The sequence below is a fragment of the Pseudomonas sp. G5(2012) genome (assembly GCF_000408945.1).
Taxonomy (GTDB): Bacteria; Pseudomonadota; Gammaproteobacteria; order Pseudomonadales; family Pseudomonadaceae; genus Aquipseudomonas; species Aquipseudomonas umsongensis.
This window is the reverse complement of record NZ_APIO01000001.1, coordinates 23,691-44,666: the sequence shown is the minus strand read 5'-3', so window position 1 is coordinate 44,666 and position 20,976 is coordinate 23,691. Positions and strand designations below refer to the sequence as shown.

23 protein-coding genes and 1 pseudogene are annotated in these 20,976 nt (G+C 53.6%); 16 read left to right on the top strand and 8 right to left on the bottom strand.

All coding sequences use genetic code 11. The annotated features are described in order from the left end of the window. Nucleotides 1-50 precede the first annotated feature (50 nt). The 15 genes and pseudogenes from PG5_RS00225 (at nucleotide 51) to PG5_RS35165 (ending at nucleotide 10,942) form a co-directional block, all read left to right on the top strand. Nucleotides 51-881: a hypothetical protein gene (locus PG5_RS00225; protein WP_020795083.1), complete on the top strand. Its 831-nt coding sequence runs from the start codon at nucleotides 51-53 to the stop codon at nucleotides 879-881. A gap of 196 nt (nucleotides 882-1,077) precedes the next feature. Next, nucleotides 1,078-2,004, top strand: coding sequence for a hypothetical protein (locus tag PG5_RS00220; protein WP_042955041.1), 927 nt, complete (start codon nucleotides 1,078-1,080; stop codon nucleotides 2,002-2,004). 105 nt (nucleotides 2,005-2,109) lie between these two features. After that, on the top strand, nucleotides 2,110-2,547 hold the full coding sequence (locus PG5_RS00215; RefSeq protein WP_020795081.1) for a hypothetical protein: 438 nt from the start codon (nucleotides 2,110-2,112) through the stop codon (nucleotides 2,545-2,547). 74 nt (nucleotides 2,548-2,621) lie between these two features. Beyond that, complete coding sequence (locus PG5_RS00210) at nucleotides 2,622-2,816, top strand: hypothetical protein (RefSeq protein ID WP_042955040.1); 195 nt, start codon at nucleotides 2,622-2,624, stop codon at nucleotides 2,814-2,816. Nucleotides 2,817-3,033: 217 nt separating this feature from the next. Further along, nucleotides 3,034-3,507, top strand: coding sequence for a hypothetical protein (locus PG5_RS00205; RefSeq protein WP_042955038.1), 474 nt, complete (start codon nucleotides 3,034-3,036; stop codon nucleotides 3,505-3,507). A gap of 64 nt (nucleotides 3,508-3,571) precedes the next feature. Further along, nucleotides 3,572-4,219, top strand: a complete 648-nt coding sequence (locus tag PG5_RS00200) for a hypothetical protein (protein ID WP_020795079.1) — start codon at nucleotides 3,572-3,574, stop codon at nucleotides 4,217-4,219. Between the two features lie 375 nt (nucleotides 4,220-4,594). Next, a complete protein-coding gene (locus PG5_RS00195) occupies nucleotides 4,595-5,095 on the top strand; it encodes a hypothetical protein (RefSeq protein WP_020795077.1) in 501 nt (166 codons plus the stop codon). 169 nt (nucleotides 5,096-5,264) lie between these two features. Then, nucleotides 5,265-5,939, top strand: coding sequence for a hypothetical protein (locus PG5_RS00190; protein ID WP_042955037.1), 675 nt, complete (start codon nucleotides 5,265-5,267; stop codon nucleotides 5,937-5,939). A gap of 57 nt (nucleotides 5,940-5,996) precedes the next feature. Then, on the top strand, nucleotides 5,997-6,548 hold the full coding sequence (locus PG5_RS00185; RefSeq protein ID WP_155943673.1) for a hypothetical protein: 552 nt from the start codon (nucleotides 5,997-5,999) through the stop codon (nucleotides 6,546-6,548). A 207-nt stretch (nucleotides 6,549-6,755) separates the two neighbouring features. Further along, nucleotides 6,756-7,931, top strand: a complete 1,176-nt coding sequence (locus PG5_RS00180) for a DNA cytosine methyltransferase (protein ID WP_020795074.1) — start codon at nucleotides 6,756-6,758, stop codon at nucleotides 7,929-7,931. Between the two features lie 1,139 nt (nucleotides 7,932-9,070). After that, on the top strand, nucleotides 9,071-9,403 hold the full coding sequence (locus tag PG5_RS00175) for a DUF2790 domain-containing protein (protein ID WP_042955034.1): 333 nt from the start codon (nucleotides 9,071-9,073) through the stop codon (nucleotides 9,401-9,403). A 217-nt stretch (nucleotides 9,404-9,620) separates the two neighbouring features. Further along, nucleotides 9,621-10,010 carry an OprD family outer membrane porin gene (locus PG5_RS35180; RefSeq protein WP_020795071.1) on the top strand — a complete coding sequence of 130 codons (390 nt, stop codon included), beginning with the start codon at nucleotides 9,621-9,623 and terminating at the stop codon, nucleotides 10,008-10,010. Further along, a complete protein-coding gene (locus PG5_RS35175) occupies nucleotides 9,962-10,309 on the top strand; it encodes an OprD family outer membrane porin (protein WP_371106589.1) in 348 nt (115 codons plus the stop codon). The genes PG5_RS35180 and PG5_RS35175 overlap by 49 nt, the downstream gene beginning before the upstream one ends. Next, nucleotides 10,306-10,775, top strand: a pseudogene (locus PG5_RS35170) (OprD family outer membrane porin). Before PG5_RS35175 ends, PG5_RS35170 begins: the two are co-directional and overlap by 4 nt. A gap of 65 nt (nucleotides 10,776-10,840) precedes the next feature. Then, nucleotides 10,841-10,942 carry a hypothetical protein gene (locus PG5_RS35165; RefSeq protein ID WP_371106588.1) on the top strand — a complete coding sequence of 34 codons (102 nt, stop codon included), beginning with the start codon at nucleotides 10,841-10,843 and terminating at the stop codon, nucleotides 10,940-10,942. Between the two features lie 563 nt (nucleotides 10,943-11,505). On the opposite strand, the gene PG5_RS00165 is transcribed toward PG5_RS35165, so the two are convergent. Then, a complete protein-coding gene (locus PG5_RS00165) occupies nucleotides 11,506-12,510 on the bottom strand; it encodes a cytochrome D1 domain-containing protein (RefSeq protein WP_020795067.1) in 1,005 nt (334 codons plus the stop codon). Between the two features lie 494 nt (nucleotides 12,511-13,004). On the opposite strand from PG5_RS00165, the gene PG5_RS00160 reads away from it, so the two are divergent. Then, on the top strand, nucleotides 13,005-13,220 hold the full coding sequence (locus tag PG5_RS00160; RefSeq protein ID WP_020795065.1) for a hypothetical protein: 216 nt from the start codon (nucleotides 13,005-13,007) through the stop codon (nucleotides 13,218-13,220). A 286-nt stretch (nucleotides 13,221-13,506) separates the two neighbouring features. Here the strand turns inward: PG5_RS00160 and PG5_RS00155 are convergent, their stop codons facing one another. The 7 genes from PG5_RS00155 to PG5_RS00125 form a co-directional block, all read right to left on the bottom strand. Further along, nucleotides 13,507-14,736: an MFS transporter gene (locus PG5_RS00155; protein ID WP_218187877.1), complete on the bottom strand. Its 1,230-nt coding sequence runs from the start codon at nucleotides 14,734-14,736 to the stop codon at nucleotides 13,507-13,509. A gap of 116 nt (nucleotides 14,737-14,852) precedes the next feature. Then, a complete protein-coding gene (locus PG5_RS00150; RefSeq protein ID WP_020795063.1) occupies nucleotides 14,853-15,107 on the bottom strand; it encodes a heavy-metal-associated domain-containing protein in 255 nt (84 codons plus the stop codon). A 51-nt stretch (nucleotides 15,108-15,158) separates the two neighbouring features. Continuing rightward, the gene (locus tag PG5_RS00145; RefSeq protein ID WP_218187876.1) at nucleotides 15,159-15,800 is read right to left on the bottom strand and encodes a general stress protein; all 642 of its coding nucleotides are present in this window, start codon (nucleotides 15,798-15,800) and stop codon (nucleotides 15,159-15,161) included. Next, nucleotides 15,769-16,266 carry a TPM domain-containing protein gene (locus tag PG5_RS00140; protein WP_020795060.1) on the bottom strand — a complete coding sequence of 166 codons (498 nt, stop codon included), beginning with the start codon at nucleotides 16,264-16,266 and terminating at the stop codon, nucleotides 15,769-15,771. Before PG5_RS00140 ends, PG5_RS00145 begins: the two co-directional genes overlap by 32 nt. A gap of 2 nt (nucleotides 16,267-16,268) precedes the next feature. Beyond that, nucleotides 16,269-17,117, bottom strand: coding sequence for a YgcG family protein (locus PG5_RS00135; RefSeq protein ID WP_218187875.1), 849 nt, complete (start codon nucleotides 17,115-17,117; stop codon nucleotides 16,269-16,271). Then, nucleotides 17,114-17,746, bottom strand: a complete 633-nt coding sequence (locus PG5_RS00130; protein ID WP_042955031.1) for a LemA family protein — start codon at nucleotides 17,744-17,746, stop codon at nucleotides 17,114-17,116. Before PG5_RS00130 ends, PG5_RS00135 begins: the two co-directional genes overlap by 4 nt. A gap of 798 nt (nucleotides 17,747-18,544) precedes the next feature. Then, a complete protein-coding gene (locus PG5_RS00125; protein ID WP_042955030.1) occupies nucleotides 18,545-20,971 on the bottom strand; it encodes a cation-translocating P-type ATPase in 2,427 nt (808 codons plus the stop codon). Nucleotides 20,972-20,976: the final 5 nt, after the last annotated feature.

Here is a 20,976-nt window from a genome sequence, read left to right as displayed (position 1 = left end):
GCGGTACCGACCCCACCGGGTGGTGCTTCCCCTGAAATATTGGAGGCACCATGCGCTATAACACACAACCGAAACTTGAGTTTCCGTCGGTGGAACTGTTCCCTTACCGGGCGTCGGAGCATCTCCGTTCACGAGATGAGTACCGACAACTGGCGGCAACCCTGCAGCAATTTGAGCAGGGGCGCCGGGGCGAGTTTCTCGAACGGCTGAAACAGTTCAAGGCGGTAGGAGAGGGGACCATACGGTCTTTTCCTGCATCGCTGGTTGAGCCGATCTGCAACTACGAGATGCCGCCGGCGCCGCGCGTTCTGGTGCACGCACCTGGAGCGTATAAGACGCATGCCAGCCATCACGTGGTTGACGATGCGCCGTTGGCCTCCGACGATGATTACGCGGGCTACAGCGAACACTCAGGGGGCATCCCTGAATACCTGGCAGAGCCTGGCCATTTGGAATCCCCTTTAGAGGAGGTTCCGCCTGGTGACTACAGTGATACGCCCATGGGCGCCATTGCTGGTCATGTATTGCCGGCAGATGTTCTGGCCGACGATAACCAGGTTGATTGGTCAGGCGCTAAGGAAGGGGTCGTTTCCCAATACGGTCACTACCACTATAAGTTCGACAAAAACGAGTCCATGTCCTACGTGGTTCGTCTTGGCCGAAATGAGTACGTCTGGGGCATTGACCTGGAGCGTGTGGTGAACCTGCAGAGCATTCGGAAGGGTGATCATATCCAGCTGAAATGCATTGGTAAGCAACCCGTCGAGGTTGAGGTGCGTGTCAAGCAACCTGATGAAACGTACAAGATCGGAACACGGATCGTGCAACGTAACACTTGGGTGGCACGCGTTATTGCTCGAGGGCCTGAAGAAGCGAAGTAGTAAAAAAGCTCGATCAGGGTCGCCGTTATGGCGGCCCTGGCTGAGTCTTCAAACCAGAGGGAACGTGCCCTCTGGTTTGAAGATTCTTTGTGCCGGAATGATCTGGCGCACTGAAGCTGAATATTCAGCACTCAACACCCTGTGGGGTTTCATACCCCACTCCGGGGTATGGCTTCACCTCCAAACGGAGATATCCATGCCCAACTTTAAAATGCTGCAGTCGGTTTTTACGCAGGCTGCTGCCCTGGGGATTCTGATTCCCAATGAACTGAAAAATTTGCCTGAGGTTCTCGATGAGTTCGTCACTGTTGCCGACGGTCTCGTCACTTCAGCTGACAACACAGGCTGCTGTGATGAGCTGACGGTTGTCGACGCTGTGAAGGTGGCAGCGCTTTCAAAGGTGGTGAATTCATTTCGTGATGAAATCTGTGAGCTGAGTCAGCCGTCGGTTGAAGTTTCCCTTTCGATCTTCGATCACCTTGGTGAGCCCTATGCTATTCGTGTGGTGAATCTGGCGGCTGCGGGCGTTTCAGATGTTGTTGACCATGCTGCGCAAGCGGTGCTTTTGCATCGAGCCGGCAAGGACATGGGCACTGTCATGGATGAGCTTGAATCGGCCTTGGTCGTCTACGACGTGATTCCGGATGAGGGCGATTGGCCCCTATCCGGCAGCACTGCCAACGTGAAGATCGACCTTGAGTCGATTGATATCACGACAGGGCCTGTCTATGGCGGGGCTACAGCCGCGAGCGGTAAGCGTGCATTGGTGGATCGAAGCATGCTTCGCGGTGCAGCTGTACACCACATGTCTGTTGCCTACCCGGGCGGTGACAAGTTCGGCATTCCGCCGGAAGCTACCCGAGATGGCGCGGAGCGTTTGATTCGTGAGCTGGGCATGGTTCCAATGAACCTGTTCGTGGAAACGCTGAAGCTGGGTCCCGATAAACTCCCAGAGGTCAGTCTGACGGTCAGTTTGCCGGGGAATGCGGTTCTGATCGGGGAAATCAGCGATGTAGTGAAATACGTCGCCGAGCACTGGGATCTGCGATTTCGATCCCTACACCCAACGGAGCAGAGTGAGCTCGTGGATCGCATGGTCCGTACGGTGTGCGCGGACCGCTAAGGTCATGTTCGCATCATTACACGCAGTTCCATCGACGTTTTAACAAACCCTCGCGGGGTTCAGTCCCGCTTGGGGCTGGCCCTGCTAATTCCAGGAGTCAGAAAAATGAAATTGAAAATCACCGATATCTCTCAGATTAAGTTTGCCCAGCGTCTTCGATTCAACGGCGTATGGGTGCACGACGTCTGGGTTGACGGTCAGTATTTCCAGATTGAAATTGGCGACGATTCATTCAAAGGCCGGCGAGAGTTCTTCAGCGGGATGACCGATGTTGAGTTTGAACGGGATGTTGTTGGTCGTACCAATACCATGACCATGATGGATCGCTCAGCTCCTCCAGAGCCATTGGTGACTGCGTTCAATCAATGGCGAAAGGAATTGCACGCCGAACGCGTAGAGCGCCTACGCAGCCAACCAGAGCGCTACGGCGCGATCAGCGAGGATGATCCTTGCATACAACCGTATCCGGATGTGGTCGCTACACGTTACGAGCCTGGGCAGGGTTGGGTAAAACCATCCGTAGTGGCGCGGTCTGCGGCCTGATTTCAGGTCAAAATCAATCTCACAACCTTGAGGAGCATCACGCATGTGGTGCTCCTCGTGGCATAGGAGGACCTATGAAATCTGGAACCAACTCGCCTCACACAATCAAGTTCGAGGGGCAGCTATCGGTCTTTGAGAGCCCTCATTCGGGCAATGTACTGCTCGTCGACCGCGCTAAGTACAACCGCTATAACCGTTTGGTTTGGGTGGCTCTACTTCCTGAAGATACAGTTGCGCTGGAGGCAATAGCCCTTTACCGGGCCAAGTAACTCTAGCTTCAACATTTCGGTACCAACCATCCTTGGTCAAGCCAGGGATGGGCTTTATCAGATCACATCCAAGAGGGATGCCTGTCGAATGTGATTTCCCTATCCAGCATGTGCTGGAGAGGAAAATAGCTGCACTTGCAGCACTGGCCTCGGCCTTTCTAACCCCTGCGGGCACCGTCCCCGTTTGGGGATGGGTCCGTACTCTCGGAGATGACCCATGACTTTAATGAACAACCTTAGTAAGCAGCCTTCCCGGGCACGTGTTTCCTGGCGTCTGTCCTATCAAGGTAAACATGAATACGACTGTTCATTCTTGGGCAGTGAATTTCGCGTCTCAGTCCGTGTTGTGAGAGAGCGCTATCCGGTTTTCTGCAACATGAGTGAGGTCGAGTTTGAACGGTGGGAAAACGGTCAATCCGGCTATGTGACCCACAGTGATCCTTCAAAACTCACGGCTGAGTTCGTGGCCACGTTCAATCGATTGCGCTTCGAAGAGTGGCAGCAGCAGGTGCAAATCATGCTGAGGCAACCCGAGAAGTACGCTGACTACACGCCCAAGCATTTCCCTGTGTACGTCGGCGCGTCCTACGACAAGTCAGAAGGCTGGGTTCGGATGCATGACTTCGAGGAAATTCGGGCTCTGGCCGGGATTCCCGAGCACATTGCAATCGACCCAACTGTTCTTCACTAAAACCCTCCGCCGGGCAAATGTCCCCACGGAGGGGCATGGTTCGGCTCCAAGCTGGAGATACACCATGAATGCAAACCAAGCTCTGATCGTTGTTCAACGCCTGCTCATCAATGCAGGGTCTCGGTTGAAGCTGCGATTGGTTTCACACGTAGGAGCGGATTACTGGAGTTTTTCTGTTGTTGGCCGCGGCCGAATGGGCAAGAAAGTCATTGTGCCCTTCATCCAGGTCACCGACGGCTTCAGGATTCTAGGGATCCTGGACCAGACGGGCCGCAACGCTCATTGGCTTTTCAATGGCCAGGCTGGCAACGGTTGCCGGCAGATTGCCCACTACGGGGATCAAGGCCGTACCGTTGTATATCACTCGAAGCAATATTTGACCGAGTGGTATGGAAAGAGCGTAGGGGACGCCGGTCTCTCCATCGCGTGCCGGGAGATTATTGCCTGTGCGCCCGATCGGGAAACGCTGGTCCTTCGGGATCTTGAGTATGAACGTGACGACCAGCGAATTGAGCTGCCGTCCACGAGCCAGGCCGATGTCGTGCAACAATGCTTGGATGGGAAAATTGTTCCAGTCCAGGTCGAGCACTACGAAAGGCTGATTAAAGAGTTCGGCGTCGCAGTCCGTTTTGGCAGTGGTGAATACCGCGGCCAACTGATGTCGATCGATACGTTTAAGGTTCTGCTTGCCGGCCAATTTATGGCCGCGTGAGGTGCGATCTTTCCCGTTAAGGAGCGCGTTGGAACAATAAGAGAAATCATGGAGCCGGGGCGCTAATAAGCCCCGGTTGCATGCTGTGCTTTGCCCAGGCAAAATCCAGCTTAGTTAACCAGTTGCTTGTGCATCTAGGTAAAAATGAAGCTGGTATCCCAGCATTTCTCTCAACTCCGGCGGTACTCGCTCGCTAGGAGTCAAAAGCTCGCTTCCCATGGGGCTCAATCGATAATTCTCAGCCTGCTGATTTTCGCTGTCGTGGTGGAGGGCACCTCGTCGCGGTTGATCATCAGCATCTGAGCGTTCAAAAAACTCAACCTGCGGGGGTGTGTTCCCTGTGGGAGCATGGTCCCGCTCAATCTGGAGAAGACCATGAATTGTAAAACCACCCAGAAATACATTTTCATCTTTGTCAGCAGCTATCGTGGGACGCATTCCTATGAAGCCAAGTTGATCGAGAACGGAAGTGTTGGCCAGACATTACGGCTCTCATGTCGAGTAGGAACTGATTCGTACGAAGAGCCTTGCACGCTTTCTCGTGAGGAGTGGGAAAAACAGGTCAACGGAAAAGTTGGGATGGTTAGCACCTACCCATCTGAAATGCTGACCGATGAGCTCGTGGCCACCTTCAACCGATGGATGTTTGATGAGTGGGAGCGAGACGTTGCCAAAATCCTTGCCAGTCCTGAGCTTTACGGCACTGATGCTCCGAGCCTCTGTCCTGTGTTTGTGGGCGGGCGGTACGACGCTGAAACTGGTTGGTGCGCCCTGCAGGATTTCGATGATTTGGTGAAGCTCGCCGGCTTGCCGGTAGAGCGCTGCTGGAATCCTCGTGCGTCTGGCGTAACCCGGGAAATGGTGACAGACGCCTGATACATGATTTTTACGAAGGCCAAGGCCTTCAGAAAAGAACGTTTGATTTCTCCGAAGGCCTTGAGGTCTTCGAGATAACAAGCTGGTCACCCCAGCACACAACAACCCATCGCGGAGCTTCATAACCCCGCACTGGGGTCATGGCTTCGCATTCAACCGGAGCTCCATGATGAAAGTTTTTGCATTTGTTCAAAGCGTTGATAATGAGCTCTACACCGTTTTCGTAACGAATAAAACTCACTCCGATCAGCGTTGGCTGACTGCCGTTTCACCCAACACCAACAACCTGTTTGAAGGTTTCAGGCTTGCACTGGAGAAGTTTGAGGCGGGTCAGCGCGAGTTTGTCAGCTTGGATAGCGTTCATATCTCGCTGTTAGGTGAGGTGGTCGATGGCGATGTTGTCATTGGTCAACATCGTATGTTCCTTGTGTCAGCCGATGAGCAATATTGGCTGGCCAACAAAAAAGGGCAGCTGGCGAAACTGAGTGACCTTGAGTCCACACTGAAGTCCTACCTTGGGACCGCTTCTTGTGTTCTCAGCACGGTCAGCGATGAACACATCGGGGCCGTAGTCACGAATTACGCGCCAATTGAAAATCTGCGACCTCAGGTATTGGTGGTCATGGAGGATGGAAACCCGGTTGGAGTCCAGCTTTTCGGGCTCCCAGCTTCAACAGTGGTCTCTGTTCTGAATGTGATCCACCCAGATGATGTTCATAGCTTGAGAGACGAATACCTTAGCGATCTTGTCTTTGAACATGGCGAGGTCAAAAAGAATGTTCGGAATGTCACCCCCGCGGTGCAGCACCTGAACACTTTTTCGCAGCTTGCCAAATTGATCTAACCCACTCGGGGCCATGTCCCGATGGGGCGTGCCCCGTACCTCATCCTGGAGTACGACATGACTACAACATCCAAGCTTCAAATCAATCTTGATTGCATGTTCATTGGAAGTCACACAGAGGTGGTTTTGGTCCCGGCCGATCTCACCCTTGCAGAAACGCATGACATCATGGACCTGCGGTTTGGAACGGTTAAAGTCGGCGACTATGTCATCGATACCGAGAACGGATCTAAATACAACTCGCATACCGAATGGGTTGGTGACGATGAAAAGCACACGCTTGAAATCGTGAGAGATCCCAACGGGCGAATGAAAATACTCAAGCAAGAGACCGTTGTTTCTGAGCCGGCCATGGCGCCGGTGGCCAGCGACGGGCTTGTGTTCATCCAACAGGATGAAGACTTGCACACCATCATTGCAGCCTTGCGGTACTGGCAGCAGATGGGAATGTGTGACCCCTTCAAGCGGTCGGATGAAATGCACTCCTTGTGTACAAACAACGATGAGCTTCAGTCGTACTGTGACGACGACGTCGACGAACTGGTCATGAGGCTGAACGTCGAGATGGACCCCAAGAGCTTCTTGGAGGAAATCAAGGCTGTCGTTTGATTGTGAGGTAGCCGGCCCTTATGGGTCGGCCACCCTCAGAATGCTTTTGAGTGGCTCTGCTCAAGACTCAGTCACAAGCATTCTTTGGCCACTCATGTGAGTAGCCAAGATACCCAGCTGGTGGTCACCAGCACTCAAACTTAAAACCCACCTGGGGGGCATTCATCCCCAGTGGGGGTGGTGCTTCCAATCACTTGGAGTTCCACCATGACTACAGTAATCAACACAACGATTGGCGAGGCAAAGGGCGGTGTAGCGCGACTCTGGCTTGAGGGTCAGAAGCTGGTTCATGCCGGCGTAAAGGTTGGTGCTAAGTACCTGCTGCGAAGCAACGAAGCATCCAAGCGCCTCGAGTGGGTACCGGTCTCCGGCGATACGATGGAAGCGGGTTCCTTCACTGTTTCTAAACGTGAACGCAACGGTGTGGTCACGCCTCTGTTGGAGGTGCGCACCGATTTGCTCAAGAAGTTCTTTGAAGGCTGCGAGAAGGTTCGTGTTGCCATTCGAAGTGGTCGCATTGTCGTAACTGCTCTGCAGATCGACCTCAAGATCAAAGAGCGTGTTGAGCGTATAAAACGCAAGCTCACCGAGAAGGTGGCGCTGGCGAAAGGCTCGCTTTATCACGGGAGTGGCATCATCGATAAAGCGCTGCACTCAGGCCTATTGGTCGCGGGTGTTGCTTCCTTCATACAAGTCGGCGTTGAGCTCGATTCAAATTACCTGGATGCATCGCTACGTAACAATCCGGAGCTTTGGACTGAAGAATCAATCGCGATCAACACCGACATTCGTGACCTCACCTTGTCGGGCGACGTACCGCAATTAGATTGCGTGGTCGCCGGGATCCCCTGCACCGGGGCCAGCCGCTCGGGCCGCGCGAAGAACAAGATACAGAACGCTGAGGAGCATTCCTCGGCAGGTACCTTGTTCATCGACTTTCTGGACTTCGTCAAGGCCTCTAACCCTGCGATCTGCATCATCGAAAACGTGCCTGAATATTTGGACTCGGTATCGATGACTGTCATTCGCAGTGTTCTGACATCGTTGGGATATGTGTTGCATGAGACGGTGTTCAGGGGGGCTGATTTCGGAGTGCTAGAAGACCGGAAGCGGATGGTGGTTGTTGCGATCACAAAAGGCTTGGGGGAGGGCTTTACCTTTCCGACGCCCACTGACGTTAAGCCAGTGAAAGTCGGCGATATCCTCGAGGAAATACCTGATGACTCACCCCGGTGGAAAAGCTACGAGTATCTCGCGGCAAAGGAGGAGCGAGATATTGCGGCTGGCAAGGGTTTCAAACGTCAGTTGGTCACAGCAGACAGCACCTCGGTTGGGACTGTCGGCTGTCATTATGGTGTCAAGAAAATTGTTGCATTGCGCTGAAAAGGTGGTTTTAGGGCTGCTTGACGGGGTTTTACCGAGTTTTAAGGTTTCATCTCGAGTGTTGCAAATCCTACCCCCTTCAAGGCCAGCTGTGATCACTCATCCTCACAGGCCTCATGTACTTTCGCGCACGTATCGGACCCGCTTGGTCTTCACCAGCTCGGAGGCCACTCGTGCCAATCTAGAAATTGGGCTTGGATGATTTTGTCAGGATTGCCTCGCCCCTGATGATCCTGCCGGCAAGGGGAGCGGCAGCCACTCTGAGCGTTTCAGTCAATCTATTGGGTCGAGTCCATAGTCGAAAGCGCCATCTGCGGAGGGCAGCTTTCGACTTGGCAAGTAGGGCCGCTTGCTGACCAAAAAAGCGGTCCGTAAGGGGGTGAGAGCAAGTGTTCGTGACTGACCGTCATCGACCGATTTTGTTGAAATAGTCGATCCGCCCAAACGGCCTGTTCTGTGACTGGTTAAGGCGCATTACGGAAAAAATGATCCTCAGCGTGGCATTGGGTCTGTATTGGCAGACAATGTGAGAATTGATGTGGCCCCTTCAGGTCTGGGTCAGTCAGTATTTATTCTAGATCCACGACCGTCGATTTAGAGAATGAATACTTTAGGTGTAGGCGCTGCGCTTCAGCCTCCTGCGACTGCTTTTGGACTGGCTTACCGATTGCTTGAAGGCCAGCATCGGCTGAAACTGCTTGCTACTGTCGGTGGTGACTTATGTCGAATACGACGTCGGTGCTTATGGTTCCACGTACAGATCGAGGAACGTGAACGATCCAAATGGTGGCGTTTCAATCTCATGACCAGCGGCAAATTCCCGCTTCGGGCTTTTGATCGCCTGGCAATCCGAACATCTGGCCATAGTAAACGTACAGCTCATTGGCACTGATGAGATCAACAACGGCAGTCGTTAGTTGATGGAACTACTTGTTGAAATTGAGCTGAACAGGCTGGCCGCAAAAATAACACGTTTGAAAGCTTTGACGAAACGCGAGGATCGGAATTCAAACGCATAATTTGCCAATCGTGATCCCTTACATACGAAACCTTACGAATAAGTAATCCTCATGCCAGCTTCCTGAAAGGCGTTATTGGTTATTCTCTAGTCAGAAGTTATTGAGAACCAGGAGATAATCATGAAATCATTCAAAGCAATTTTTGCTCTCGCTATTTTGGCCTCGTCGTCATTGGCCATGGCTGAGGGAGGCGGTGACCGCGTTTACGGTCGGATGATGCAGGAGAACCAACGGGCTATGGAACAATACGCATTGAAAAATGGTAAGTCCACCCCTGAAGTTGTTCATTATGAATATGGAATGAACCTCGATATTCAGAAGTTGGTCAGTGTCACGCAAGCCAACAAAACCTGTAGTGTTGCACCTTCGCGCATGACCTATGAAGACTCGGCTGGCAAGCTCAATACGGTGGAGTACAGGGTTATGGGTACCAACTGCCCGCATGGAAGCTAGATCAATGGAGCCTACCCGCATCAGGTTTTTTGGCAAGGATTTTAAATACGCTTTCTGTTTGCTGACATAGAAGTAATTTCCAGGTCACGCTGGAGTTATCTTTTGTATGAAATTATGTCTACCGGCACGTAGGGGGAACCACTACGTGCCGGTGGCTTTTAATAACGATAAAAAATTTCATAAAGAAACTCTGCCAAGCTAAAGCCTGGAGTGTTAAATGAACAATAAAAGCTTTTATGGTCTTTCTCTCATTGCCCTTGGCGTGAGCATGGGGCAAGCTGCATTGGCCGTTGAGCAAAAAACTGAGGGGTTCATTGAAGGGAGCACATTTAGTCTTCTCAATCGTAATCTCTATTTCAATCGTGACTATCGAAAGGGCCAGTCAAGTCCTACAGGCAATGGCTATGCTGAAGAATGGGCTAATGGGATTATTGGACGTTTTGAGTCGGGCTTTACCCAAGGCACCGTCGGGTTCGGCATTGATGCATTTGCAATGGTAGGACTCAAGCTTGATGATGGGCGCTCGGGCGCTCGGGCGCTCGAAGCTCAGTGGATGTCATGCCCTACAACAGCAAAGGCCAACCTGAAGACTCTTACTCAGAAGTAGGCGGAGCCGCTAAGGCTCGCTTTATGGATACGGTGGTCAAAGTAGGGGACGTATTTCCATCCACGCCTGTCGTGGCATATGGCGATTCTCGACTGCTGCCAGAGAGTTTCCGGGGAGCAACGTTCACCAATACCAGCATTAAAGACCTGACCATTCAGGGGGGCCGGCTGCATGCAATGAGCCAACCCAATTCCAGCAGCATGCGTGACGGCTTTTCGACTTTCTATGCCGGTGCTGTTGATGCTCCGTGGATTGCTTACCTCGGGGGGATTACACCGTCAATTAGTTCGTTGGTGTGAGTCTTTACGCCAGCCAATTCAAGGACGTTTGGACTCAATATTACGCTGGCACTTCTCTTAGTTACCCGCTCTCAGACAACGTCGCGTTGATCGGTGGATTTACTACCGCGCGGTCGACGAGGGTAAAAAACTCCTAGGCAGCTTTGATAACAAGATTTGGAGCGGCAAAACTGGCGTCAAATTCGGCGTCCATACGGTGACCGTTGGCTATCAGCGCAGCAACGGCAATGACGACTTCGATTACCTGCGCCAATCGGACTCGATTTTTCTGGATAACTCCATTCAGTACAGCGACCTCAACTCACCGAAGGAGCAATCCTTGCAGCTACGTTACGACCTTGATATGCAAGCTTTCGGCATTCCAGGCCTAAGCTTCATGACTCGCTACGCGAAGGGGTGGGACGCTGATTATTCCAACGCGAACAGCGTCTACATGCGTCGCGGGGCAGATGGAGTGCCATTGTAAGCCCAAAAGCGTTGGGAGCGAGACATTGAGGCTAAGTACATCTCCAGTCAGGCTCTCTGAAGGACATGTCTCGGCGTGTTCGCCAAGCAACCACGCGTGCTACCGATTTCGAATCGGATTTGGATGAGGTCCGACTGATTGTCGAGTACCCACTGCAACTGCTTTAACGAGCGCTAAACTGCGGCACCAATTGTTCGACTACTAGGTACACCCCGCTTCCTTGTTTCTCCTTTGGTTTGGGAGGCGGCTTAGGCGCCCTAGTGGCGCCTTTTTTTATGACGCAGATCCCTTGCGGCGTATGCGAAGCGCTCACACACACAACGCAGGAAAATTTCCTTAGATGAATAGTTCCCACTGGCGCAAGGATCTTGCGTCTCGGCGGCCAGGTCAGCCAGTTGTTTAAGAGGCTATTCTGCCGACGGAGCAATATCCATCACGCCCAGCATGTGTATCGAAATTAGCGAGTTTATGCTCAGGACATAATTTCGGACCTTACGTCGCGAGCGTAGAAAACTCCTCGTTTAGCTATCCTCATCGGCTTGAAGAACGCACTCAAGGGTGTCGGCTTCTTTCTTGACGGAGCCTTGCTGGCATTGATCGGCTTCAAAGGCGCCTTGCTGGCCATGGCCGGCGTACTGGGCGCTGATTGAGATGAGTAGTCTGATCCTGTTGAAGAAGGATTTGGGCAAGGCCAAAGCTCCGGCAGCACAAACAAGCGGTTGTTTACGGCTCACTCGGGCACTTGGTAGCTAATGCCATTGGGTCCGGCCCCGACTTTATGGCTGGCCACCACTGTGCGACTGGCAGTATCGATCACAGAGAAGGTGCCCGCCTCGATATTGCTAACAAACACATAAGCGCCGTCGCTGCTGATGGCCACGCCGTGAGCGCCCTTACCGGTGGTCAGGGTGGCGACGACGCTCAAGGTCTGCGGGTCAATCACTGAGACGCGGTCATCCGGCTCACTGCTGCTGCCCTGATTGGCTACATAGACCTGGCGACCATCTGCCGTGGCATACATCTGAATCGGCGTTCTGCCGACGGCAACTTTACCTATCAAGCGTTGTGTTTCCGTATCGATGATTCCGAGCTTGTTCTCCGCGCTCAGCGACACATAGGCCTGCCGCCCATCTGGGGCGAAGCCGACTTGCACGGGGCCGTTACCAACGGCAATTTGCGTGGCTTCTTTCAGCGTTGCGGTATCGATTGCTGATACGCTGCCACTGCGCATATTGGCGACATACAGCATCTTGCCATCCGGGCTCAGGCGTAAACCATGGGGGAAACTACCGGTCTTTACAGTGCCGAGCTGAGTGCGTGCTTGTAGGTCAAAAACCCGCACCAGATTAGCGGAAGAGTCGCTAACGAAAGCCCGCTGCCCGCTCAGGTCAGTCACTACGTGGGCAGGATGTTGCCCCGCCGGCAGGCTAAAGACCGGTTTATCCAGCGTGGCAGTGCTGAACACCAGCAATTCACCCGCCCTCATGGCTCCTGTTTGATGCTCGGCATGCGCAGGCATGCCCACCACCAGCAGCCAGCGTCCATCGGCGCTGATTTGTAAATTATGCGGTGCAATGTTCAGGGCCAGCGTTTTGACCACACCCGTGTCGAGCCTGACTTGGCTAATCGAACTGTCGCGCTCATTGGCCGTGTAAACAGTGCCAACTGGCGCTGCCAGGGCTACGTTTAAAGCCAGAGCGAGACTGGACGCCAAAAGCAGTTTGAACTTGAACATGAGCGCTGATCCTTTTAGCGAAACAGTGACTATTGCGACTGGTGTTCTGCGAGCAATCGCCTGCCTACCATGCTGCGCCGCCGCAACCAGTCGCTCATTGATCATGATCAACTACTCGGCATTGAGCGCTGCGGAAAAAGTAGTTATTGCTCACGGCAAGACCAAGCGAAACAGCTCAGCCCAAGGATCAAACTGCTGCTCAACAACCGTGTACGAAATGCTTTTTTCATGGGAATACCGTTCATGGTGGGCCTCAGGTCAATGTGAATCTGGGTTAGAGCATGGTCTGACTGGGTCATCTAATAAGCGCTGCAAGGGTGCCCAACCAAATAGCCAGAACATCAAGGGGTCAGGAAGCTGCCCATAATGGTCGAGCTAACCAGCCACCTCCGCGCTGCAGGGAAAGTGCAGCAAGCTCTTGTAGAACACGACGCATTAATCAAGGTTCAGGAACAGCAGGCCCTGGCGCTGGCAGCCAAGGGCTGACGGAAGCCGTGCAGCGTCAGGAGGTGGTCCAGGCTGGACTGGGCAGTGAAAAGTTCGACCTCGAACCGCGTCTGACTGATCGCGTCTATTACCAGGAGTCAGTCGCTCAACAGCAAGGCGACGAGCGCCAGGCCACTGAACAGCGCCAGCAGTGCCTGGAACACGAACTGACTGAACTCCGGCAGCAGCTACTCGCTCAGCAAACCCGCCTAGGTGGACTGTAAACACGGGAACAGCGACTGGCGCAAGACAACGATCGCCTACAAAACACCCTGCTCAGGGCAAGGACACGCTCACCCAAAGCCTCAGCGCACATGAGCACCTGGTATTTCAATTCGCCGCGGCAGCTGAAAACGCTGCACCAGCGTAGGAAGTCACTAATGCGCCGTAAACTTTAAGGATTGACAACGTTTTATCGCTTTATCATTCGTTAAGCGAGTCATCATGATGTTCGTGATCGAAATCCGACTGGGCTTTTAATACCTCGAGAAATCTAACGCCCTACTTTTTTCATTTTTGCTTGGTCGATCGCGCGGATAACGAACCAGAGCATAAATCAGGAAGAATTAGTAAACGCGGCAGCCCAAGGCTTAGCAAGAAGCCAAGCACTGTGAGGCTCGCGCCCAGAACAAAAGAGGCACCAGGCAGTAAGACAGTACTGTAGAGGATCCCACCGACCGCCGACCCCAAGGTTGCCCCAAGACTGGACGCTGCCGTTTGCTTGCCGAGTTCCCAGCCTTGTACGCTTCCAGCCTTGGCCGAGATCCAGTAAGTGAGGATCGGCGCCAGGATGCCAGCGCTGGCAGCGACCGCACCGATCACGACCAGCATCAACGTAAAATCAGATGCCCAAGGTACAAGAAACAACCCGGTTGCCAGCACCGAGAGTGCGGGAGCTATGAGCCAGCGGGTCGTGTCCGGCTTGAACCAGGGTGAGAATACGATTGCTTGCATCCCAAACATGACCAAGCTGCACTCGGAGAACATCAGCGCAATCTGATATGGACTCAAACCAAGTTCCTGTTTACCACGCAGTGCGAGCCCGACCTCGAAGGCCCCGACGCCGATCGAAACGATGAAAGTAAGAATGAGGAGTTTTGGCACGAGCCATACTTTTTGATCGGCCGAGGTCTTAGATATCTGCTTTGACCGACCAAGGCCTTCGCTACTTGGTACTGAAAACGCAACTCCAGCGGCCACTAGAAAAGCGAGCAGTCCCGTCGCCGCGAGCGGAACCGTGATCGATCCTGCCGGCAAGGCGAGGCTGAAAATATATGCGGCAAAGCGCGTTACGAACACGCTCAGCATCGGTCCAAGCAGGAAGCCGCTAATCCCAGTCATGCTGACGAGCGCAAGCCGACGGGCTCGCCCCTGCTCGGTTGTCGTGACGTTGCCGAACACAGCAGCTGCTACGGGCGTCACCGCTGCAGCGAACATACCGCTTAAGAAGCGCTCGGCGTAAACAGCGACGAGACTCTCAACAAAAGAGAAAACCAACATGGTTCCGCCAAAGCCGAGAAGTCCAACAAGTAGTACACCACGCGGGCCGCGTTGGTCGGAAAGTCGACCCCACATGGGTGCAAACAAAAAAAGTGAGAGAGTGTAGACAGCAGTCAGTAACCCGGTGTGCTGGGAAACTAGCGCAGCATCACCTTCAGCTCCCAAGAGCCGCTCAATTAGGTAGGGTAAAAGCGGAAGCACGATGCCAAAGCCAACCGACACAGTGAACACGCTGAGCATAAGCACGGCCGTAGTCGCTATGGGCAAACGTGCTGAGCGCGCGCTGGTGGCCCTCATGTAGCCGCAGACCATCGAGTCATGCATGCGGTCCGACGTCTGAGCATCATATGGGCGAGTTAACCGCAGCAACCACCCTTGGATTGATGATTGGGCGTGGCCTTGGCCGCATTCACTCCATAGCCCGCGCCTTTCACGGCCGATTTTAGTTGATCGAGCGAGGTGAGTTGCTCGTCATAACGTACCGCAGCCTCGCCGGTCGAGAGCGACACTACTACGTCATGGACTCCGGGAATTGCTTTCAGCGCGTTCGCTACATTGCTGGTGCAGCCGTCACACGTCATTCCCGTTACGTTCAACTTTTGATTTTGCATGGTGATACTCCTTTTCATGATAGGGAATACAAACATCGCAGTAATACGCTTTTAGGCTCCTGCATGGACCTTCACATTCTCATGCAGATCAATACTTGCCGGATTGCTTGACTCAAGGATCGTTTTGGATCTCGTCATCTCGTCCGAGGAGCCATGGGCTACAACAAGAAATCCATCAGTTTTGACGGCTTGCTCGTACTGTATGACGCTGTCCTTCGGAATGCCGATGCTGAAAAGCGCAGCGCCAAGCGCACTCAACCCTCCGACTAGAATTGCACCCTCGACAGCGGCAACGACGATCCCTGCCAAGTGACCAAGCACCATGACAGGACCGATAACAGGAATGTTCAGAAATATTCCGCCGAAGAATAAGCTCCAAAGACTGCCCCAAAATGCGCCGTTTGTACTCCAAAATTTAATTCTGTCGCCGAAGTTGTAGAAACCCACAACCTTTTCCTCGGAATGAAAACCCCGTCCGACGATACTGAAATGCGTCATGTCGAAACCACTGGCAGCAAGTTTGCGGACAGCGTCCTCTGCATCCTGATGATGAACGAATACAGCGACTGCAGCGTCATGTTGATCTAATTGGAGTGTCATGCTCTGTTCTTCGGTTGAGCGTGCTTGAGTTTTTTGGTTGGCGCCAGCGATAGAGAGCTCCTCAGAGAACCATTGGATTATCCGGTAATTCATTCGGCTCACCGCCGGCAACGGGAAAATGTTTCGTCAGATGCTGTGTAACCGCCTGAACACCGCTGACTACGCCCACTTTGTAATTGGATTGTTTGAAGGCGGCTTCCATTCGGCAGCAAATGCTCTGCCATTCTTGAGAGCCCACCTTCGCGTGAATTCCGCGATCAGCAACAATCTCCACGTCCCGGTCAGCGAGCAACAGATAAATCAGCACACCGTTATTGTGAGCTGTGTCCCATACACGCAATTGCGAAAACACATCGACAGCGCGTTCTTGCGCGGATTGGCCTTTGAAAAGCGGCATGCTATCCAGTGCGCCCTCCACGACGAAACGGATTTCCCCGGCGTGTGCAGCCTCACTGGCTTTGATCGCTTGCTCGATCGCTATCAACGTTTCACGAGGAAAGGCCCGTTTGACCTGCCAATGGGTCATAACAAGATGGTTCAAAATGCGTTTGATATTCATCTTTACCATCTCCCTGATGCACCGCCGCCGCCAAACCCGCCGCCGCCACCGCCGAAGCCTCCACCACCGCCTCGACCAAATCCTCCACGATGCCGCCCCATACCGTATCCACCCATACCGCCACCGACCAACGTGAACAAGAGCGCCATCGCTCCCGCGCCCAACGCGATGAACAGTGCGCCGGCCACCAACCACGCGATAACGGCCACAACCCCTCCAGTGACTAGCGCACCTGGAAATCTGCCCAAAACGGGGCGCAGAACACTGCCTATCACGAGCGCAAGAATAAAAACGAGCGGACCATACTGTCGAATATCTGTATCACCGCCGATAGTTTGTGCGTTGGGTGCAGGCAACGGTTCGCCATCAATTACCCGGATCATCTGGTCGAGCCCGGCAGCAATGCCACCGTAGAAGTCTCCTTGCTTGAAGCGCGGTGTGATGATTTCACTAATGATGCGCTTGCTGATGGCGTCATTGAGTGCGCCCTCAAGCCCGTAGCCTACTTCGATGCGAAGCGCACGGTCGCTCTTGGCGATGACCAGGATTGCGCCGTCATCCACTTTTTTTCGGCCTAACTTCCATTGCTCCCCTACGCGCAAAGAATATTGTTCGATCGCTTCCGGCTGTGTGCTAGGGACAATGAGAAGTGCGAGTTGAGTGCCTTTCTTGGCTTCAAACGTCCGTAAAATTTGCTCGAGACTTGCAGTCTGATCTGCGGTGAGCGTAGCGGTCTGGTCAATGACCCGGCCAGTCAGGGGGGGGACTGCGACTTGAGCGCCCACGAGGAAAGACCAGCACAGCAATAAGACAAACAATACCGCCGCGCTTGTCGTTCGCACCGTCTTCACTTGGCTGCTCCCTGAGTCCCGCTTGGGGGAAGAGCAGGCGCTGACCCAAAATCTACTGCGGGGGGCTTAGCGATTTCTTTTTCGTTAGCTACCGTGAAATTAGGCTTCTCTTTGTATCCGAATGCCATCGCCGTCAGATTGGAGGGGAACGACCGGACCGTGACGTTAAATTCCTGCACTGACTTGATGTAACGGTTGCGTGCCACTGCGATGCGGTTTTCGGTGCCTTCCAGTTGCGCCTGCAAATCGCGAAAACTGGCGTCTGCTTTCAGTTGCGGGTAGTTTTCGCTCACTGCCAGCAACCGGGACAACGCTCCGGAAAGCTCGCCTTGTGCAGCCTGAAACTTGGCAAAGGCGGCCGGATCATTGAGCACCTCTGGCGTCACCTGTATGGAGGTCGCCTGAGCCCGCGCTTGGGTCACTTGGGTCAATACTTCTTTTTCATGCGCAGCATAGCCTTTGACGGTATTGACCAGATTAGGTACCAGATCCGCACGCCGCTGGTATTGGTTTACTACCTCAGACCAGCTAGCTTTGATTTGCTCGTCGTTGCTCTGGAATTTGTTGTAGCCGCAGCCATTTAGGTTTAAAACAACCAGCGTTGCTAAGATGATCCATAATTTGCGCATTTTATTTTTCCAAAAACAGGTTTTCAAACAGGACAACATTGTGACTGTTGCGCCTTTTGGCAATATCCTTGCCATGTTTTGGTTGCGATGACTAAGTGTTGCTTATAAAAGTTCTTCGTCACAATGCGGTAATGCCGCTCATCGCATTACTGCCCATGAGATTCGGATGGATCCATTACCGTTTGTATTTATTTGTGCATCAATGCAGTGACGCTATCGTGTGTTCGAAGATTTAACACTCTTGCCATTAGGTTAGACATGTCATCGTGTGTCGCGTTCATGTGTTCGGTCATAAACGTATCATGCTCTTCAGATATTTTTCCGCTTAAGCTTATAGATAGTGGACACATTTACAGTACGAGAATGAGGCAAAGGATAGATTGATCTATGTCAAAGTAACCAGAAGGGACCTCCTCCGTTCGTCGCTTTTGACTTGCACCCTGCAAAGCTCTGGCTCAAGGGCAAACATGACTCAAGGGAGCAGAGGTCTTATTTTCAGTAGCTTACAGATTTTTGTGCCTGAAACAGTAATGACATCAAAAATCGACGGCTACTTCACACTGCCCAGCTCTTGATAGTTCATACCGAAACGCAGGGTGTTGTAACTAACTCGGGTAGTGCGCATCTGTTTTGAGGGCACGGAGTTGCCACTTCAGCATGAGCTACATCACCTGCCTGGCAATCCACTGACCTCGTGTTGCCACACTGCGGTAGCAAGGCTTGCGTACAGGGTCGCGACAGTATCGGTTTCCTGTTGCCGCATTATCGGGCCCGTTGGACAAATCGGCCGGCTTAGGCTTATAACGAGACGCCCGAGGAAGCCTGCGCGCCGGTCATAGGTATAATTTGTGGCCGTACACGCTTGATACCAGCGAGCTTGGTCCGTTTCAGTAGCAGAGCGTTGATTGCCACGACGGCCGAACTACCCGACATCGATAATGCTGCGACTTCTGGCGATAAAGTAAACGGGTAGAAGACGCCAGCTGCCAGCGGAAAGGCGATCAGATTGTAACCAACCGCCCACCACAGGTTCTGATGCATCTTGTGCAGGGTGGCACGTGACAGTTCTATAGTACCGACGACATCGAACGGGTCACTTTTCATCAAAATGACCTGCGCGCTTTCCATGGCCACGTCGGTGCCGGCACCAATCGCGAAACCTACATCGGCCTGGGTCAGGGCCGGCGCATCATTAATGCCGTCGCCTACCATGCCAACTTTGTACCCCTGCTCTTGAAGCTCCTTAAGCTTGGATGCTTTCTGGCCTGGAAGCACGTCTGCCAGCACTATATCAATGCCAAGCTCATTACCGATGCGATCGGCCGTGGCTTGATTATCGCCGGTAATCATCGCCACCTTTACACCGCGCTCCTGCAACTTGGCGATCGTTGCCTTGGAGGTCGGCCGTACGGCGTCGGCAATGGCGATTAGACCGATCAGCTTTCCGCCGCGAGCGACATACACTACAGTTCGGCCCCCACCCTGGAGTCGAAAGGCTTCTGTGGCCAGCGCCTGCAATGGGATGTCTTCGGACTCCATCAGCTTGAGGTTTCCGAGCAGTACCTTCTCACCGTCGATCATCGCGTGAGCCCCCTGACCATCGATGTTGGTGAATCCCGTCGCGACCTCGGCCTGCGAGGTCCCCAATCTTTTGAGCACCGCCAACGCCAAGGGATGCTCCGAGAACTTCTCCACCCCCGCAGCGGTAGCCAGCAACTGAGCTTCGGTGACGTCCTGGGCGGTGACCATCTCTACCACATCAGGTTGCCCGAGTGTGAGAGTGCCTGTCTTGTCGAAAACGATGATGGTGAGCTTGGTAGCGTTCTCAAGTGCTGCGGCGTTTTTGAACAAGATACCGTTCATAGCGCCGAGCCCCGTACCGACCATTATGGCCATCGGGGTGGCTAAGCCTAGAGCGTCGGGGCAGGCAATGACGAACACCGTGATCGTTAGCGTCAACGCTAACAGCAGTGGCTGGTCCAGGACCCAGAACCACACGCCGAAGGTGAGCAAACCAATGACAATGGCTGCCAGAACCAGCCACTGGGAGGCTTGATCAGCGAGTAGCTGCCCCGGCGCCTTGGAGTTTTGGGCTTCCTGGACGAGCTTGACGATCTGGGCCAACGCTGTGTCGGCACCAACCTTGGTAGCCTTGTAGCGAAAGCTACCGCTCTTATTGATCGTGGCGCCAATAACGGCATCACCAAGAGTCTTCTTCACGGGCATCGATTCGCCGGTCAGCATAGATTCATCGACCTCAGAGTTACCTTCGATGATTTCGCCGTCAACCGGAAGCTTGTCGCCCGGCTTGATGATTACCGTCTCGCCTGTCAGCACCTCCGAGGTGGCCACCTCGGTCTCGACGCCAGCGCGTAGCACCGTCGTCATCGGCGGGGCCAGATCCATAAGGACGCGGATCGCATCTGAGGCACCCGCGCGTGCACGCATCTCAAGCCAGTGGCCCAGTAGAATGAAGACCAGCAGCACGGCTGCCGCTTCGTAGAACACCTCACCTTCGTAGAGGAAGGTGGTCCCCACACTGAACACATACCCAGTGCCGACCGAGAGTAAAACCAGGGTCGCCATGTTGACCACCCGGTTGCGCGCAGCACGCCAGGCTGCGATGAAGAATGGCCAACCCGGATAAGCGATCGCGCCAGTGGCGGCGACGAACAGAAAAACCTTCCGATTGAGGTCGAACGGAGTTGCGAAATCGCCGAACATCTTGCCCATCGGCGAGTAAAGGAAGACTGGAATCGCGAACAATAGGGCAACGAAGAAGCGATTACGCATATCGTCGGCCATGTCCTGTATCGACATGCCATGTGTATGCCCCATATCGTGCGTCATGTCGCTCATCGATTGCGCGGGTTTGACGCTGTGGCCGGCACGGGGATCACTCCCCGGTTCCATTTCCTTCGGCGCATGTCCCTTACTACTACCATGTGCCATGTAGCCTTTATGCGCGTCTGCGGTCTTGTGATCTGCAGGCTCGCAGAGGTGAGCGGGAACGAGTTCACCCCGGCAATGGTAGCCGCAGTCAATGATGCGTTGGCGGATCTCTTGATGCGACGTTTTCGCTTCGTCAAAGTACACGGTGGCACTGCCGGCCACATAGTTCACATCGACATGATGAACACCCGATAGCATTGCGATCTGTCGGTGGACGCCGGTCGCGCTCAGGGTGGAGATTAACTCCCCCACTTCGAAGGTGCTTGTTTTCATGCTCG

Coding starts and splice junctions, on each gene's coding strand:
- PG5_RS00225 (WP_020795083.1), top strand. CDS start 51: ATGCGCTATAACACACAACCGAAACTTGAGTTTCCGTCGGTGGAACTG.
- PG5_RS00220 (WP_042955041.1), top strand. CDS start 1,078: ATGCCCAACTTTAAAATGCTGCAGTCGGTTTTTACGCAGGCTGCTGCC.
- PG5_RS00215 (WP_020795081.1), top strand. CDS start 2,110: ATGAAATTGAAAATCACCGATATCTCTCAGATTAAGTTTGCCCAGCGT.
- PG5_RS00210 (WP_042955040.1), top strand. CDS start 2,622: ATGAAATCTGGAACCAACTCGCCTCACACAATCAAGTTCGAGGGGCAG.
- PG5_RS00205 (WP_042955038.1), top strand. CDS start 3,034: ATGACTTTAATGAACAACCTTAGTAAGCAGCCTTCCCGGGCACGTGTT.
- PG5_RS00200 (WP_020795079.1), top strand. CDS start 3,572: ATGAATGCAAACCAAGCTCTGATCGTTGTTCAACGCCTGCTCATCAAT.
- PG5_RS00195 (WP_020795077.1), top strand. CDS start 4,595: ATGAATTGTAAAACCACCCAGAAATACATTTTCATCTTTGTCAGCAGC.
- PG5_RS00190 (WP_042955037.1), top strand. CDS start 5,265: ATGAAAGTTTTTGCATTTGTTCAAAGCGTTGATAATGAGCTCTACACC.
- PG5_RS00185 (WP_155943673.1), top strand. CDS start 5,997: ATGACTACAACATCCAAGCTTCAAATCAATCTTGATTGCATGTTCATT.
- PG5_RS00180 (WP_020795074.1), top strand. CDS start 6,756: ATGACTACAGTAATCAACACAACGATTGGCGAGGCAAAGGGCGGTGTA.
- PG5_RS00175 (WP_042955034.1), top strand. CDS start 9,071: ATGAAATCATTCAAAGCAATTTTTGCTCTCGCTATTTTGGCCTCGTCG.
- PG5_RS35180 (WP_020795071.1), top strand. CDS start 9,621: ATGAACAATAAAAGCTTTTATGGTCTTTCTCTCATTGCCCTTGGCGTG.
- PG5_RS35175 (WP_371106589.1), top strand. CDS start 9,962: ATGCCCTACAACAGCAAAGGCCAACCTGAAGACTCTTACTCAGAAGTA.
- PG5_RS35165 (WP_371106588.1), top strand. CDS start 10,841: ATGTCTCGGCGTGTTCGCCAAGCAACCACGCGTGCTACCGATTTCGAA.
- PG5_RS00165 (WP_020795067.1), bottom strand. CDS start 12,510: ATGTTCAAGTTCAAACTGCTTTTGGCGTCCAGTCTCGCTCTGGCTTTA.
- PG5_RS00155 (WP_218187877.1), bottom strand. CDS start 14,736: ATGCTCAGCGTGTTCACTGTGTCGGTTGGCTTTGGCATCGTGCTTCCG.
- PG5_RS00150 (WP_020795063.1), bottom strand. CDS start 15,107: ATGCAAAATCAAAAGTTGAACGTAACGGGAATGACGTGTGACGGCTGC.
- PG5_RS00145 (WP_218187876.1), bottom strand. CDS start 15,800: ATGAATTACCGGATAATCCAATGGTTCTCTGAGGAGCTCTCTATCGCT.
- PG5_RS00140 (WP_020795060.1), bottom strand. CDS start 16,266: ATGAATATCAAACGCATTTTGAACCATCTTGTTATGACCCATTGGCAG.
- PG5_RS00130 (WP_042955031.1), bottom strand. CDS start 17,746: ATGCGCAAATTATGGATCATCTTAGCAACGCTGGTTGTTTTAAACCTA.
- PG5_RS00125 (WP_042955030.1), bottom strand. CDS start 20,971: ATGAAAACAAGCACCTTCGAAGTGGGGGAGTTAATCTCCACCCTGAGC.